Annotated in this window: 11 protein-coding genes and 7 pseudogenes; 6 read left to right on the forward strand and 12 right to left on the reverse strand. The window is 58.2% G+C overall.

From position 1 onward, the window contains the following. Nucleotides 1–176 precede the first annotated feature (176 nt). From ACFQH2_RS19160 to xseA, 7 genes and pseudogenes are all read right to left on the reverse strand, one after another. Nucleotides 177–490, reverse strand: a pseudogene (locus ACFQH2_RS19160) (hypothetical protein); the annotation flags it as partial. Next, a pseudogene (locus ACFQH2_RS19165) lies at nt 487–2,218 on the reverse strand (hypothetical protein). The pseudogenes ACFQH2_RS19160 and ACFQH2_RS19165, both read right to left, overlap by 4 nt. A 25-nt stretch (nt 2,219–2,243) precedes the next feature. After that, a pseudogene (locus tag ACFQH2_RS19170) lies at nt 2,244–2,662 on the reverse strand (hypothetical protein). Between the two features lie 6 nt (nt 2,663–2,668). Beyond that, nucleotides 2,669–2,946: pseudogene (locus ACFQH2_RS19175) on the reverse strand (hypothetical protein). Nucleotides 2,947–3,147: 201 nt separating this feature from the next. Further along, a pseudogene (locus tag ACFQH2_RS19180) lies at nt 3,148–4,124 on the reverse strand (IS1595 family transposase). Between the two features lie 82 nt (nt 4,125–4,206). Beyond that, complete coding sequence (gene xseB, locus ACFQH2_RS19185) at nt 4,207–4,389, reverse strand: exodeoxyribonuclease VII small subunit (protein WP_377050958.1); 183 nt, start codon at nt 4,387–4,389, stop codon at nt 4,207–4,209. Nucleotides 4,390–4,391: 2 nt separating this feature from the next. Continuing rightward, entirely contained in the window at nt 4,392–5,444 is a 1,053-nt protein-coding gene (gene xseA, locus ACFQH2_RS19190) for an exodeoxyribonuclease VII large subunit (protein WP_377050956.1), read from the reverse strand. Nucleotides 5,445–5,597: 153 nt separating this feature from the next. Between xseA and ACFQH2_RS19195 the strand changes: the two are divergent. Continuing rightward, nucleotides 5,598–6,870, forward strand: a pseudogene (locus ACFQH2_RS19195) (IS4 family transposase). A gap of 61 nt (nt 6,871–6,931) precedes the next feature. Here ACFQH2_RS19195 and ACFQH2_RS19200 read toward each other — a convergent pair. Continuing rightward, nucleotides 6,932–7,099, reverse strand: coding sequence for a DUF1931 domain-containing protein (locus ACFQH2_RS19200; protein ID WP_135822921.1), 168 nt, complete (start codon nt 7,097–7,099; stop codon nt 6,932–6,934). Nucleotides 7,100–7,725: 626 nt separating this feature from the next. Between ACFQH2_RS19200 and ACFQH2_RS19205 the strand changes: the two genes are divergently transcribed. From ACFQH2_RS19205 to ACFQH2_RS19215, 3 genes are all read left to right on the forward strand, one after another. Then, nucleotides 7,726–9,645, forward strand: a complete 1,920-nt coding sequence (locus ACFQH2_RS19205; protein ID WP_336331024.1) for a beta-CASP ribonuclease aCPSF1 — start codon at nt 7,726–7,728, stop codon at nt 9,643–9,645. Between the two features lie 489 nt (nt 9,646–10,134). Beyond that, nucleotides 10,135–10,824 (forward strand): DUF7504 family protein, encoded by a 690-nt coding sequence (locus ACFQH2_RS19210; RefSeq protein WP_377050949.1) that lies wholly within the window; start codon nt 10,135–10,137, stop codon nt 10,822–10,824. Further along, on the forward strand, nt 10,817–11,221 hold the full coding sequence (locus tag ACFQH2_RS19215) for a hypothetical protein (RefSeq protein WP_377050947.1): 405 nt from the start codon (nt 10,817–10,819) through the stop codon (nt 11,219–11,221). Before ACFQH2_RS19210 ends, ACFQH2_RS19215 begins: the two co-directional genes overlap by 8 nt. Here ACFQH2_RS19215 and ACFQH2_RS19220 read toward each other — a convergent pair. After that, the gene (locus ACFQH2_RS19220; protein ID WP_336331021.1) at nt 11,201–11,464 is read right to left on the reverse strand and encodes a hypothetical protein; all 264 of its coding nucleotides are present in this window, start codon (nt 11,462–11,464) and stop codon (nt 11,201–11,203) included. The genes ACFQH2_RS19215 and ACFQH2_RS19220 overlap by 21 nt on opposite strands. Nucleotides 11,465–11,680: 216 nt before the next feature. Further along, nucleotides 11,681–11,980: an amphi-Trp domain-containing protein gene (locus tag ACFQH2_RS19225; RefSeq protein WP_336331019.1), complete on the reverse strand. Its 300-nt coding sequence runs from the start codon at nt 11,978–11,980 to the stop codon at nt 11,681–11,683. A gap of 59 nt (nt 11,981–12,039) precedes the next feature. Here ACFQH2_RS19225 and ACFQH2_RS19230 point away from each other — a divergent pair, with 59 nt between their 5' ends. Beyond that, nucleotides 12,040–12,318: a helix-turn-helix domain-containing protein gene (locus tag ACFQH2_RS19230; RefSeq protein ID WP_377050943.1), complete on the forward strand. Its 279-nt coding sequence runs from the start codon at nt 12,040–12,042 to the stop codon at nt 12,316–12,318. Nucleotides 12,319–12,533: 215 nt separating this feature from the next. Next, nucleotides 12,534–13,412, forward strand: a complete 879-nt coding sequence (locus ACFQH2_RS19235) for a hypothetical protein (RefSeq protein WP_377077169.1) — start codon at nt 12,534–12,536, stop codon at nt 13,410–13,412. 35 nt (nt 13,413–13,447) lie between these two features. On the opposite strand, the gene ACFQH2_RS19240 is transcribed toward ACFQH2_RS19235, so the two are convergent. Together ACFQH2_RS19240 and rnz are read right to left on the reverse strand one after the other, a co-directional pair. Continuing rightward, the gene (locus tag ACFQH2_RS19240) at nt 13,448–13,957 is read right to left on the reverse strand and encodes a macro domain-containing protein (protein ID WP_377050939.1); all 510 of its coding nucleotides are present in this window, start codon (nt 13,955–13,957) and stop codon (nt 13,448–13,450) included. A gap of 339 nt (nt 13,958–14,296) precedes the next feature. Continuing rightward, nucleotides 14,297–15,226, reverse strand: a pseudogene (gene rnz / locus ACFQH2_RS19245) (ribonuclease Z). Nucleotides 15,227–15,230 lie beyond the last annotated feature (4 nt).

Below are 15,230 nucleotides of genomic sequence, written 5' to 3' on the forward strand. Positions count from 1 at the left end.
CACGGTTTTCTAACTGTGTTATTAGCTGTTCTGTAATCAATCGAATCAACTCGTTGATCCGCTCGTGGCTTCTCGACTGCCGATCGCCGGTGAGATTGCTGTGTCAAACGGTCAATCCCTGTGCAGTCTATCGGTTTTCCACTCGTTATTACTACTGGTTTTAAGCTAGAACGTATGCCAGGCTCATAGGAAGTTCCGATCTCGAAAGAGACCTGTTGTGACCCAGCAGCGGTTTCTCGTTGACCGAACAGCTCCCCATTCGGCTGGACAAGGTTGATCTGGTCGACTCCTCCTCTGAGGAGTATTCAACGACGAGTTCTGTCTCCTCTACGGTGACTTGCTGGATGATTCCCCTTTCATCAGACGGTGTTGGGTTCCCGCCATCCGGGGAATCGTCGTTGTTGAGGCATCCGGCCACGCTCACGAGAGCGGCGCCGGCGACTGTTCGGAGGGCGGTCCGTCTACTGAAGTGGGGATTGTCCTGAGTCATGGTTTCTGTCCGAAGATGTCTTCTGGGCCGAGCATCCGCAGGAGGCGCTTGCCAGCGTAGAACATCACGAAGAACGGCAGGAGCTGCCAGCCGACCTCGAACACCAGCGCAAACCAGCCGTCGATCGTCCCAGAGGTGCCAGCGGGCCGTCGCGGTATCGCTGACGTACGCCGGGTTGTGACCGAGCCACGAGCCCGGATGGTACCGAGCCGTGTAGATGCCCGGTTCGTCGATGGTCACGATGGCCACTCCCGAGGCGTTGGTCTCGACGCGCTGATCCGCGACCGTGATGTACCCGTTTCGGGTGGTGCCGCCGATTGGATACTGACGGCTATCATCGAGCCCGATCGGTGCGCCGGACTGATTATCCCGGAGTTCGACCCTGAGCGTGGCTTGCGACTGATTCTGCTGGATGACCTCAACAGTGAGATTGCTGCGGCGGAGCTGTCGCTCGGAGCCGGCATTCGGCTCGACGATTGACGCATTCACGCCCCGGACGATGCCCGCAACGTGCAGCGACTCTGGATCGACGTTCTCGGCTCGAACGGCGACGCCGTACGTCGTCGTGTACGACTGGTTGACGATGTCGATATTGATGTTCTCACCGATGGTGCCGACTGGTGACGGGCGGTCAGTCCCCCAGGTCTCGATGAGTTCCGGTCCGTCTCGAACCGGCTCGGCACGCGGCCCGATCCGCGAGGGATAGGCGTGGACGTACACCGGAATCGCGTCTGACTCGACGGTGGCGCTATCCGTGCGATTCGACCGGACGAGCGTGTCCCAGTTGGTGTTCCGAGCGGTGTAGAACCGCCAGATGCCACGGACCCGTGCCTCACCGTCCTCCGTGAGCGTGTACCCCTGCCACGGCCGCGACTGGAAGATGGCCACGCCGGCATCGCCGTTCGGATACTCGGCGTAGTAGGGGTACGCCGAGAGGTCGTAAATCTCGACGGCGATCGAATCGGAGACGTTGCGTGATTCCGTCCGATAGGTGATGTCGACGTCCGTCCGGTCACCCAGGTCGGTCCTGACGGTCTTCTTCAGCCGGACGCTAATCTCCGCTTCCAGCGTGAGATTCGCACTCCAGTCGTCCTCGATCTGGTAGTCGAGGGCAGGCATATGGGCCCCATCACGCTCGGCGATGATCTCGCCGTCCTTCTTCAACCGGACTTCTTCGATCTCGTGCTCCGTGAGCGACCACGAGATAGTCGTGTTGCCGGAGGAACTCCCGTTGGGCACACGAACGCGGTAATCAACGAACCCGCGCATCGTCCCATTCGGCGCGATGTAGAGTGGGGTTTCACCGGACTCGAGGTGGCCACGAGTAGAGGGCTGGACGGCGAAGATCGTCGCGTGAGCATCCTCGATGAAGACGCCGTCCTCGAGGTCCGCGTGCGGTGGATGCACGGACGTATCTGGGCCGCCGGCGTCGAGGTCCTCGAAGTCGTTCCGCGTCCACGTCGTCGCAGTCGCCGGCGGTCGTTTGAACGTAATGTCCGTCCCGTTCGCGACCTGATGAACGGCAGAGCGGTTCTCGCCGTAGCGCTGGCGGTACTCCTCTTGAGTGATGTAGTTGTCCGCATCACGTGACCACAGCGTTGCCGACTCATTTTCCGTGAGTCCGTTCCCCTCCGTACCTGGTCGTGGCGGGTCAGCGGCGACGATACCCGTGACTAGGCTCGTCGCGAGCAAGCCGGCCATGAGCACGGAGAGCTCTCGATGGTTCATAGGGCTCGCGGGGACTGCGGAGTGGTTACCAGGGGACGAGGTCGACGCACTGCGCCAGCGGGAGGCCCATCATCGACCCGGCGACGGTGTACAGCGGGCCGAGGACGACGAGGACGACGGCGGACTTCATCGCCGAGCGCTTGTGGCGCTTGAGCCCCTTCTTCTGCTCGGGATTGAGGGTGAACATCTCGATGAGGGAGTCAGCCTGCCAAACGATGGCGAGGCCGACGATCCCCAGCGCGGTGGTCAGCTGGAAGAACCCCTCAATCATGCTCGGGAGGTTGTCTGCGCTACAGACCGCGTTACTCTGGGCGGCGACCGGCTGGACAGCGAACAGGCTCAGGAGGACGACAGTGAGCGCTGCCTGCCGGGGGATCTTCCCGGTCAGCGGTGATTGGTTTTCGACGCAGGCTCAGGGTCGGAGGGAGTCTGGTCCTGTGACATAGCGAGTCAATCATCTGTGGCGTCTCCAGCTGGTGGCTGGCTCTGTTGCTCTTCGACGAGCGACTGGAGGTCGTCGAATCGGTTGGTGTCCTCTGCGATCTCGTCGAGCGTGTAGCCCTGCTCGCGGCCCGTTCGAGGAGGTCGCGGAGTTCATCGGGGTCAACACCGCGGACTTCCATTTCCTCGCGGAGGGCGCGGCGATAGAGGGCGGAGGCGTTGATGTGGTCGTTCCACATCAGGTACAGGTCATCGATGTCTTCGATGGTGACTGACCTCGTAATCATACATGCGGGTATGGGTATGCACCGGTTGAGTCACGGTACATATTGGCGCGGTAGTTGGATGATACCTAAATGCTTTCTGGCTACCAAGTGGTGCAAGTTTATCGGATAAATTATAACCAAATCACTTGTTGACCTCGTAGGAAAGGACTTAACCAACGAAGGCGCAGGAGGAAGAAGTCTGTTGGTTAAGGGTGAGCGCTCTTATGTAGAATTGCGGAAAGCCCCGATAATGAGACAGTCAACGATTGACTCGGTGGATGCACCTGCTAGAGTCAGTGAGCGCACGATGCCGAAGGTGTGAGCGGCCTGTTCCAAGCCTTGCTTGGACAGGCCGCGGAACTCCGTAGCCACGGCTGGACGAGCGAAAACAGGCATTCAGCTTGGTTAATATGGACGCCTTCTGGCGATACGTACCGCTCTTTGTGTACGACCGTTCGGTGGTCACGCTCCATCTCGCGGTATGCTTGGAGGCCATCGGTCCAGACCTCTCCCAGTGGCTGGGAGAGGTCTTCAGCCAGTTGGATCACTGGTTCCAGGTCGCCGCTGTAGTCAATCCCACGCTGTCCACGGAGCACGCGAAGCGAGTCGCGGCACGCCGCGACGAGCGTCAGCTGGTCACCGTGACGGCCTCGCCAGCGCGACCGCCCAGTTTGGGACGAGCCGCCGCGAGAACGGCTGTTCCGCGGCGGCTCTTTCCCTTTGTAGCCCGAACAGACCTCCCCAGACTCGTCGACTTGGGTCGGTCCGTCGATGGTCTGGTCGAGGAGACGCCAGACGACGGGGAAGCCGCGATGGATCGCGGCTTCCACCTCCCGAATTGCCGTGTGAACGGTAGTGTAGACCCGATCGAGCAACGGCGCGATCTGGTTGATACTGAGCAACGTATCGGCGTAGAGGGTGAACGCGAGAAGCACCTCGCCGCAAGAGAGGTGCTTCTCGTGAAACGGCGTTCCGTAGGTGTACACCGGCTTGAAGTTGCAGTCACGGCACCAGACACGGTCGAGATGCGGCCACGTTTGAACGGCGGTGTGGCCGCAGCGTGGACAGGACGTCTCCTCCCAGAAATCCTTGAGTCGCCGCTCGATGCGGGCATCGAGCGGCTCCGTGTCGATCTTGACGACGCCCAGCTCGATCAGCTCTCGAAACATCGCGCCGAACGCCGGCTGAGCAGAAGCCATATCACCAGATTAGCGCCGGTTCAGTGTAATGATACGGTCTTTCCGTAGCTTTGCATAAGAGCGAGGGTGAGAATCAGCTCACTTACTCGAGCTCCACAACTTCGCCGCTTCCCTCGTCGAGGACCTCTCGAACCTCGGTCAGGAGTTCCTGACCCTCCTCGTGAAGTGCTGTACCTTCGTCGAGGTCGCACTCATCTGCGTCGAGCTGCTCAATGATCTCCTCGACGCGACTCACCCGATCGTGGATTTCGGCGTCTTTAGCCACGGTTAGATCACCCCCAGCCAAAGCCCGGTGATGACCAGCAACAGCAACAGCAGCACAGCGATCGCGACCTTGTAGTAAATCGGTGGGAGGCCTTCGGGTGCAGTCGCTTCATCGACTACTTCGGCGAGCTCCTGTTCGTGTTCGTGGTCCTGCTGGAAGGTCTCGTATGCGGCGTCGAGCTGTTGCTCCAGCGGCTCGATCTCACTCGCAAGGAACTCTTGGCGGGAGTTCACGATATACTCGCCGGCGGCGGTCGGCGTGATCGTCGCAACGTCCGCCACCTGATCCGCGATGAGTCGGTCATCGGTGTGTCCGATAGCGGTGACCACAGGGGTATTGGCGGTGAAGATCGCCTCCGCGACCCGCTCGGTGTTGAAGGCTTGGAGGTTCGAATCGCTCCCACCGCCACGGCCGACGATGATCGCGTCGACGTCCTCGGAACGGTCGAGATGATGGATGCCGTTCGCGATGGACGTCGGCGCGTTCGACCCTTGGACGGTTGCGTCCTTCACCAGGATGTCGACGGTGGGGTCCTGCCCGTGGATCGCGTTCTGAATGTCGTACCGGGCGTCCCCTCGGAGGGACGTGACGACGCCGACCCGCTCCGGGAACGCCGGCGGTTGCTGTTTCTGTTCGTCATCGAACCAGCCACGCTCTTCGAGTTCGCTCCGCAGTCGCTCCACGGCAGCGGCCTGGTCGCCGTCGCCGACGACGATTACTTCCCACGGTTTGAGGTCGATTTTCCCACCTTCGACCCAGTAGTCGATATCGCCTTCGAGGATGACCTCGGTCCCGTCCTCGAGATCGGCGTCCATCTCCCGGTAGCGGTTTGCCCAGATCATACAGGGGAGCTCGGCGTCGCCGTCGGTGAGCGTGAAGTAGAGCGCCGTACTGTTCTGGTGGAGATCAGTGACTTCGCCAATACACCGGACACCGTTGAGGGCAGGCGTGTCCTGGACGACCGACGCGATCCGGTCGTTTAGCTGGGACACGCTAAGGACCTCTCTCGCATCAGGTTCGACCGCCTGCCGTTCGGTATCCGGTGCGTCCGCCATCTCCGTTTCCTAACTTCTGAGCAGGAACCTCAAAAAGCCATCCGTCTTTAGTTAAGCGGGAAACCGCGTGACAGCAGCGGCTTATCGAGACTACTTTTCGCAAGGAATGAGGAGGTGTCGAGTGTGCACAACGAAACCTCCTCGTCTCGGATTATGCGTCGGCTCACTACATTGTTTCCCTCTGAGTTTCTTGAAGAGCACGCCGAGGAACTCGGCGTGGTCAAACGTGACCGCAAACTCCAGATTCCTGCCTTCGTCTGGGCATTTGTGTTCGGCTTCGCCGCAGGCGAAAGCCGAACACTCGCCAGTTTTAGACGCTGCTACAACTCTACTGCCGACAAGACAATCTCACCGGGTGGGTTCTATCAGCGGTTGACTCCGATACTCGCAGAGTACCTCTGCGACCTCGTCGAGCACGGTCTCGACGAGGTCGCTGTTCCCGACGCTGTTGACGCTGATATCGACCGATTTAGAGATGTGATGATCGCCGATGGAACGGTGCTGCGGTTGCACGAGTTCCTTTCCAACGAGTACGAAGCCTGCCACGAGGAGCAGGCTGGAGCGAAGCTCCACCTGCTCCACAATGCCACCGACCAGACGATTGAACGAATCGACGTGACTGACGAGAAAGCACACGATAGCACGCTGTTCAAGACAGGGCCGTGGCTTGAGAACCGCCTCGTGTTGTTCGATCTTGCGTATTTCAAGTACCGCCGGTTTGCGCGGATCGACGAGAACGGCGGTTACTTCGTGAGCAGGCTAAAACAGAACGCAAACCCGGTTATTACGGACGAATTACGGGAATGGCGCGGCCGCGCCATTCCCTTAGAGGAAGCAGCTCCGAGCTGTTCTCGACGATCTCGACCGGAAGTACATCGATGTAGAGGTCGAAGTAGAGTTCAAACGAGGACCGTACAACGGGACGCGGTCGCTGGATACGAAGCGGTTTCGCGTCGTCGGCGTCCGCGACGAGGACGCCGACGACTACCATCTGTACATGACGAATTTGGTGAGAAAAGAGTTCTTCCCGGCGGATTTAGCGCAGATCTACCGATGTCGGTGGGAGGTTGAGTTGCTGTTCCGTGAGTTGAAGACGCAGTACGAACTGGATGAGTTCGACACGAGTGACGAACACGTGGTAAAGATCCTACTGTACGCAGCGTTGCTATCGCTGCTTGTAAGCCGTGATCTGTTGGATCTGGTGACCGAGCAAGCGGGTGATGGGATCGTGTTTCCGACGGAGCGCTGGGCGGCGACCTTTCGGTCGCACGCCCAGCTTATCCTCCACGAACTCGGTGAATATCTCGGCTACTCACCGCCACCACTTCTAGAACGGTTGATCGAAGACGCTCAGAAGATCCACAAGCAACGACCAATCTTACAAGAGACACTCGCTACCGCTACTCAACCGAGGTGTGAGTCTTAACTAAAGACGGATGCCTCAAAAAGCTACGTTCGAGTGACGGGGGCGGCTACGCTAAGCAGGCCTACAGATCGCGGGGCTGAACCGTCTTTCGGTCGTTGGCCTCGGCACGCTCTGCGGCGTCGTCGAGCAGTTCGGCGACCTCCTCGTTGAGAGTGTCGTAGAAATCTGCCGAGACGTTGTTGTCCGAGAGTGCATCCTTCACGGCTGCTTTGACGATTAGGTCAGACATTCCATCGCGGAGTTCTCCGACTACGTATATGAAATTGGGGAATTGTGGACGATAATGCGGGTTGCGCCAGGAAATAAGATGGCGAAAGAGCAGAAGCAGGTCCATTCCGGGGAGCAGATCCCGGAACGACCTCCAGGTTAGTTGTTCCCACGTATGCCTTGCGTGGGGCCCACGGTTCAGCGGCAGGGTCGCTGACTGCCGCGAGCGGCGATACACGCCCTCAGCCGCGGTGGCCTCATCGGGCGATGTTCCCGAATCCCGGTATATTTTCGCGGCTCGCGAGGGTTATGACGAATTCTACTTCATCATTGAATCGCTTAGTCGTTGGGATTTCTACTCACTAACAGCCGATCTGAGCCCGGAACGATGCGTCGGAAAAGGTTTATATTGGCCCTCGGGTAGTCTCAATCGAACGATTTCATTCGTTCGCACGCTGGAGAACATACTGTATCGGTCTTCCCCACCTCAGCATCGCGGGGATATTCCGGAGAGCACTGATCAGTGAATGTCTCCCACTACTCGAAAATCCATGGTCATGGAGTTCCCTCATCAGCCGACATCCCCGTCGAGAAACGGGTATATTCGCCGTATCGCCCATCGCTCACAATACATACTCTCGCCCAAGTATGAGTTCTGACGACGAGAACGATCCGCTCGAGACTATGCAGGCTCAGGTAGAGGCTGAGATTCCAGACGATCTCGATATCTCACGGGTGACCTACGAGGGTCCAGAACTCGTCATCTACACTGAAACGCCACGGAAGTTTGCCGAGCGGGATGGATTGATCCGGAAACTCGCCAGTACGGTTCGCAAACGAATCACGGTCCGGCCTGCGGCGGGCACGCAGGCGAGTCCGGCAGATGCCGAGCCCCGCATTCTCGACCTTATTCCGGAAGATGCCGGCATCACGAATCTGCAGTTCTATCCTGCCACCGGTGAGGTACTCATCGAAGCTGAGAAGCCGGGGCTCGTGATCGGTCGTCGCGCCAGCACTCTCCGTGAAATCACACAGGAGGTCGGCTGGACACCCGAAGTTCTCCGAACACCGCCGATGGAATCGTCGACGGTTGATAACGTCCGGAACTTCCTGATGCAGGAGCGCGACGAGCGCCGCGAGATTCTCGAACGCGTGGGGAACCAAATCCACCGCGAACCGATGCACGACACTGAATGGGTTCGCGTCACAACGCTCGGCTGCTGTCGTGAGGTCGGGCGGGCGAGTTTCATCCTCAGTACCCCCGAAACACGGGTTCTCATCGACTGTGGGGACAAACCTGGTGCGGAAGGCGAGGTTCCATACCTCCAGATACCCGAGGCGAACCCCATCCCAGATCTCGACGCGGTTGTCCTGACTCACGCCCACCTTGACCACAGTGCGTTACTCCCGCTCCTATTCAAGTACGGGTACGATGGACCAGTGTATACGACGCAGGCGACCCGTGATCTGATGGGCCTGCTCCAGCTCGATTATTTGGACGTTGCAGCCAAGGAGGGGCGTACGCCGCCGTACGAGAGCGCGATGGTCCGGGAAGAACTCAAACACACGATTACGGTTGACTATGGCAACGTCACCGACATTGCGCCAGATATCAAACTCACGTTCCACAACGCCGGCCACATCCTCGGCAGTGCAGTCGCGCACTTCCACGTCGGCGACGGCTTCCACAACATCGTCTTCTCCGGCGACGTCCACCACACCGATACTCGGCTGTTCAACGGGGCATCGAACGACTTCCCCCGCGTCGAGTCACTCATCATGGAGTCGACCTACGGACGGCGCAACGACTACCAGACCGACCAGGAGGACAGTGAGCGCAAGCTCATCGAGCTGATCAACGACACGTACGAACAGGACGGGATAGTCGTAATTCCAGCGTTCGCTGTCGGTCGATCCCAGGAGTTGATGCTCGTCTTGGAGGAGGCAATGCGTGAGGATCGACTCCCGACGATGCCGATCTATCTCGACGGGATGATTCGCGAGGCGACGGCGATCCACACGGCCTATCCTGAGTTCCTCCGTGATGGACTCCGCCAGCGAATTCTCCACGAGGACGAGAACCCGTTCCTCGCCGACCAGTTTCAGCAGGTCGACGGTGGCCAGGAGATGCGGGAAGATATCGCAGGTGGCGAGCCCTGTATCATCCTCTCGACCTCCGGGATGGTGACCGGCGGCCCGATTATGTCGTGGTTGGAACTGCTTGGGGGTAACCCGAAAAACACGCTCATCTTCGTCGGCTACCAGGCCCAGGGCACGCTCGGACGGCGCATTCAGAGTGGCCGTCGCGAGATCCCATTCAGTGACCGCGGGAGCCGTAGCGAACAATTGACGCTTCGGTTCGACGTCGAATCAGTCAGTGGGTTTTCCGGTCACGCCGACCGGAACGGCCTCGAGAACTTCGTGCGGACGATGAACCCTCGTCCAGAGCGAATCCTCTGTGTTCACGGCGATGAATCCTCGACAGACCAACTCTCGTCTGGCCTGTATCAGGAATTCAATATCCGAACCCACGCGCCGAAAAATATGGAAACATTCCGCTTCGATTGAGAGACGTGCGTCCCACGCTCGGGAGCACTGGAAATTAGTATAGGAACGTTCAATCGCTTAAATCGGGTGTCCGAAACCTATTTATCCGGCACACAGCAACTTTACGTCGTACTAAGGGCTCCGTCCCGTCCTTTCTTCGCTCGCCCATCGGTTCGCCGCCACTACGGGGGCGTCCCTCGATAGCACAGCTCTGAGATGCGCCGTGCCGGATGCCCACCCGTCTGCGGTGGCCCTGGGTCTCCCCGACGGGACTGGGCACGATCCACGTATCCACCCATGAATGAAACAGATATCCCCTGTGCAGACTGTGGCACGGAGCTTATCGAACGGACGGTCCCCGCACGGGACCTTCCAGTTCCGACAAGCTGGCAGGGCCAGGTCCGTATCGCCGAGTGCCCGGCATGTGAGGCTCGATACTACCCTGAACAGACGCTGTCTCAGCTGACGGGTTCGACGAACAATCCGCAGCCTCGTGGTGACAGCTGACTGATGGACGGAAACTCTGATAGTACTGTCGAAATAGAGGCCTTGCAGGTTGATCCGCTCCCAAACAGCCTCAGCGGTGGCTCAACCGTTCTCGTCGCGACCACCGGTGACCCGTCTCAGTACGCTGTGTGTCTCCGTATTCTCTGTATGCAGGGAACGGAAGAGGATACAGCCTTTGTCGTCACGACAACAGAAAGTGCCGATCGAACGATTGCAGTCTATGACCGTCTCGGAGGAGAGACCGGGCGACCATCGATCAGCATCGTCGACACAGTTTCAGAGCAACAATCCGTCTCAGCGCTCTATGGCGAGTCACATGTCGTCTTCACACCCTCGCCGGGCGATCTCGAACGGCTGGTCATGGCCCTCTCTGATCTCTCCGACAGTTCGGCACCGAGTAATGGAGCGCATCACCTCGTCATCCGCTCGCTCACACCGATCCTCAAGGCGTCGTCTGCCACTCGTGTGAGTACTGTCCTCGAGCGAATCACTGGGCTCCGTTCCGAGTCGGGCCTCTGTCTCCTCGGAATCGACTACACCGCTCACGATGAAGAGACGATAGCAGCGATTGCTCCCCTCGTCGATGGAGTGCTCTGGGTCAACCAGCCATTACCGGATCGTCTCTCGTTCGACTATCAGCCGACGAGGGGACGACACAGTCGATCTGTTCTTGGCGGTGGTACTGATGACTGAGACCGATATTGGCCTTCCAGCAGAGTGGACAAGGAAACGCGAGGAGGCCCAGCATAGCACCGCAGTCGTCGAGTATCAACACGAAACGGCAGATGACACGACGTTTGTTGTCTCTGTGATGTCGAAGACAGCCGATGAGGGATTCAAACTCCGGTTATCGACGATCAATCGAACGTCGACGCATGTCCGGCACGATTACCCTGTCGATGAATACGACACAGTCGACGATGCAGTGGCGGGCGCACAGTCGTTCATCGAGATGTTCTCACAGCGGGTACAGGAGGGGTCGATTTCGGCTGCTGACCCTGAAATTGAGGCAATACGCGGGACAATCGAGGCATTCAGAGGGGAGCGAGTATTCCCGTCGATTGGGCGGTTACTTCGACGGTTTCGGTGACTGGTCATCTTCGTCGACCGATTTGAGCTCTGGTTCTGCGTCGTCGTCCTGTCCGTTGTAGACGAGCTCGTAGGTGGTAGCGCCATCACCAGTTGGCACCTCGATCATCGTCCGTTTCTGTCCGTCTTCGAACGTATAGGTGACGGAGATCGTTTCCGGATGACTGAATGCTTGGACAATCGTATCTATTGCTTCCTGGAGTTGCGAGGTGCTTTCCGACGGGAATCGGTGTGTATCGACCATATCAGGGGCTCACTCTGCGTAGGTGTCAATGATTTCATCGAGTGATTTCTCGTCGTCTGAGGAGTCATCAGCGGAGACAGACTCCTCGGGCGTGGATTCGTCGTCTGAATCGTCAGAATCGGTAGTCTCCTCTCTCACAAGAGTAGGAACACGAGATTGCATACGTGGCCCTACTCGCGCTGTTGCTATAACGGTACAGGATGGTTTGTGCCGCGTCTATGCGAGATCCGGGGTCTCGTCTTCGACACGTCCGGAGAGTTCGACTTCGATCTCCAGTTCCGGCTCGCCGTTGCCTTCGAATTCGATATCCAGCTTGACGGGCTCGCCGAACGCGAACGGCAGCTCCCAGTCGTCGCCGGTAATGGTGATCTCGTCCTCCTCTTTGAACTGCTCTCCGAGTTTGATCAAGAAGTCGCCAGCATCCTCAGCGCCGATGTAGTATTCTTCCTCGAAGTAGCCGTCTGTGACTGTTTCTATCGACGGTACTTCCTCTTCTTCGGCAGGGACTTCAGGCATAGTACATTCGAGACGTGCGGTCCGTAACAGATAAAATTTCGTTGGAATATTATCTCTATATGGACTCGCTCGACGTACTCGGATCGAAGCCCCGACTCGAGCTGCTCCGATTGCTCTCTCGGCGCGATATGTACGTTTCCGAGTTGATGGAAGAGGTCGGAATGGACGGGAAAACCGCGACGCATCATCTCGATGTCCTCACTGACGCGGGCTTACTGGAGTCGTATAAAGACGGACGCAGACGGTATTACACGTTGGTTCGGGAAGTTCGACTCGAAATCACACCATCTCCAAACCGTCGATTTGTTGCGCGGTTTCCCGACCCCGAACTGTCCTGACAGCAGGTGACATCACCGAAAGAGAACGCTGAATACGCCCGGTCGAAAAGGGATATTGGAGTGCGGCGATGACGATCATTTTACCCCCGCACTGAGCCCCTTGTGATGACGGCCATCACCGAGCCGCACTTGCTCTCGCCAATCCCAAAGGAGACGTGCCGCCAAGTGCTGACGCTTCGGGTGGCTTTTATCGACGGTCACTCGTAGGTCCGTATATGCCTCGGGAGTTCATTTCTGAGTACGGACTCGACCCGGGAGATTACGTCCAGCACCTGGTGGATACCTTCTGTGAGCGCTGTCCGAAGTTCTCCGAGCAGCCCGTTGAAGAAGCAATCTTCGTCGACGACGGTCCGATCGACTACCTCGTCTGGTTTGCGCTCGAGGACTACGAGACACACACCTTCTTCTACCACGATGACGCGCCCAATCAGGAGGTGCTTCAGCGCTTCATCTTCCTCTCGCCATCACGCAAAGAGATGTCGAAGTTCAAACTCCTCCTCCGGAAGCAGTATGGCGTGTACAGAGAGCTCGAGATTGCCCGGCTTCTCGAACTCCCGGATATCTATCAGCCCCAGCTGGGTGAACGGCCGCGGGCGAATTTCGGTGTCTGTCACGAGCCAGGAGACGATCGGATCGTCTCCGGCATCAGTGGAACGCCACGAATCCGAGAGCAGGAGATCTTCGAGGACGTCGACAAGATTGTCCCGGACAAGACGCTGGAGAAGTTCATCTCGCGAACAGTGCGGACGGTGAACACGCGAATCGAGGAGGATGCCGACCGGCACACCATCACGGCGGATATTCGAGAGCGGCTCGAGACGGATCCGGATTTCAGACAGGAGACGACGAAACCTCTCCCCAAGGGGATTCATCCGAAATACACCGATGAGCCGGCTGAACTCTGGCAAAAACCGGCCTCGAAAGTCGACTACATGGACGGCTCACAGGGATTCCTCCAGATTTGGATGCCAGTCGACGAAGACGATATCACGCTCGTGAGCGCAACTGCGGGGACTACGACCGAGAGGCGATCGTCGATGCGATTCGCGAGGAGTTCCAGACCGCCGCTGTGTGACCAACAGAATCGCCACTAGTGGTCGAACACGAACGAGTCACCCGAGAGGGTTACTCACGACGACTGGAGTCGATCCGCGATATCGGTAACGGTCTGATATTCTGGCTCCGAATACGCGATCACACGAACATCGGTGAGCGACGTGGGCTCGTACGACCAGACTTCTTCACAGACCAGTTTTGCACCCGTCTCGAAATCGAAGCCGGCAGCTCCTGTCCCGAGAATCGGAATAACGAGTGACTCACAGCCCAGTTCGTCGGCTTTCTCGAGTGTATTTCGAGTGGCTTCGCGAATGCTCTCGGAGGTCGCTCGACCGTCTCCGTAGTGGGGCATCGCCGCTGCATGAATCACGTAGTCAGCGTCGAGGTCATACGCATCAGTGACGGCCACGCCGCCGAGGTCAACTGGACCTTTCGAGACGGCCTCCTCGTTGATCGAGCCGTTCGCGCCGCGTCGTAGAGCGCCGGCGACACCGCTGCCCATCTGTAAGCTCGTCCCAGCGGCGTTCACCAGTGCATCCGCACTCTCTGCCGCGATATCGCCTTGAATGACGGTGAACTCCATACGAAGACATACACAGACTGAACAGTAAAATCCACCCGACGATCAGCACCACTCCTCGAAGCAGTTCCGCGAGCAAAAGACGACCGTCCGTGTCTCCGTCGAATCTGATCGGTCAGACCGAAGCGTTGCGTAATAGTGTGCAGTATCGAGATCGACCGTCGAGCCACAATTCAGATACTCCGTCGTCTCCGTCGTCCACATGACTCGTCGCGTCAAATCCTCTACCGTCCACTCTTCATCACCACAGGCTATTGATGAGCGATTCTCAGTCACTTCTCCCTGTAGAACGACCGGCCATACAATCCCTTCGCTGGATGGTTTCCCTCCATATCCACAGGACTACTCGTCGTCGATCTCGGGATAGGGAATGGTAATCGTATCTCCATCATCAGGGAGGAACGCATTGTCACCGAATTTCTCGACAGCCTCGTTCTCGAGCGGTTCAGCATCGGTTGCGTACCGTGAGGAGATATGTGTGAGTGCGAGTCGCTTAACACCGGCCTTCGAGGCGACAGTAGCTGCCTCCTGGGCCGTCGAGTGACCGGTTTGTTGCGCCCGCTGCTGTCGGTCCTGAGTGAACATCGCATCGTGAATGAGCAAATCTGCGTTCGCAGCGGCCGAAACAACAGGCTCTGTCGGTCGGGTATCGCCGGTATAAACGACGCGCCGCCCCGGACGTGGGTCACCGACGACCTCCTCTGGCTGAACGACAGTTCCGTCCTTGAGTTCCACGGGGGATCCCTCGTGGAGCTGTTGGAACTTTGGCCCCACAGGAACGCCAAGATCTTCGGCTCGCTCACGGTCGAATCGACCTTTCCGCTCGGCTTCGACGAGTGCGTATCCAACGGAACGTGTTCGATGGTCGGTCTCGACGGTTCAGATCGTGTACTCGTCACGCTCGATAATCGGCTTCCCAGGCGTCGCATCGTGTACCTGAACACGAAAGCCCGGTGTCGTCCCTGTCGCGTCGAGGAGATTTTCAACATCTCCAGAGGTACCTGCGGGCGTGTAGATGTCGAGAGGTGTAGTTCGCTCATTGAAATCGAGCGTCTGTAGAAGCCCAGGAAGACCAAGGACGTGATCACCGTGGAGATGTGTGAGAAAGATCATGGAAACGTCGAAACCGGTCGAGAAGCGCATCATCTGTCGCTGTGTCCCCTCTCCGACATCGAAAAGAAATCGTTCCCCTTCTCGACGAAGCAGGATTGCACTCGGATTGCGCTGGGTCGTCGGAACTGCCCCACTCGTTCCGAGAAAGGTCACGTCCATAGTC

Source organism: Natronoarchaeum sp. GCM10025703 (assembly GCF_042661985.1).
Classification (GTDB): domain Archaea; phylum Halobacteriota; class Halobacteria; order Halobacteriales; family Natronoarchaeaceae; genus Natranaeroarchaeum.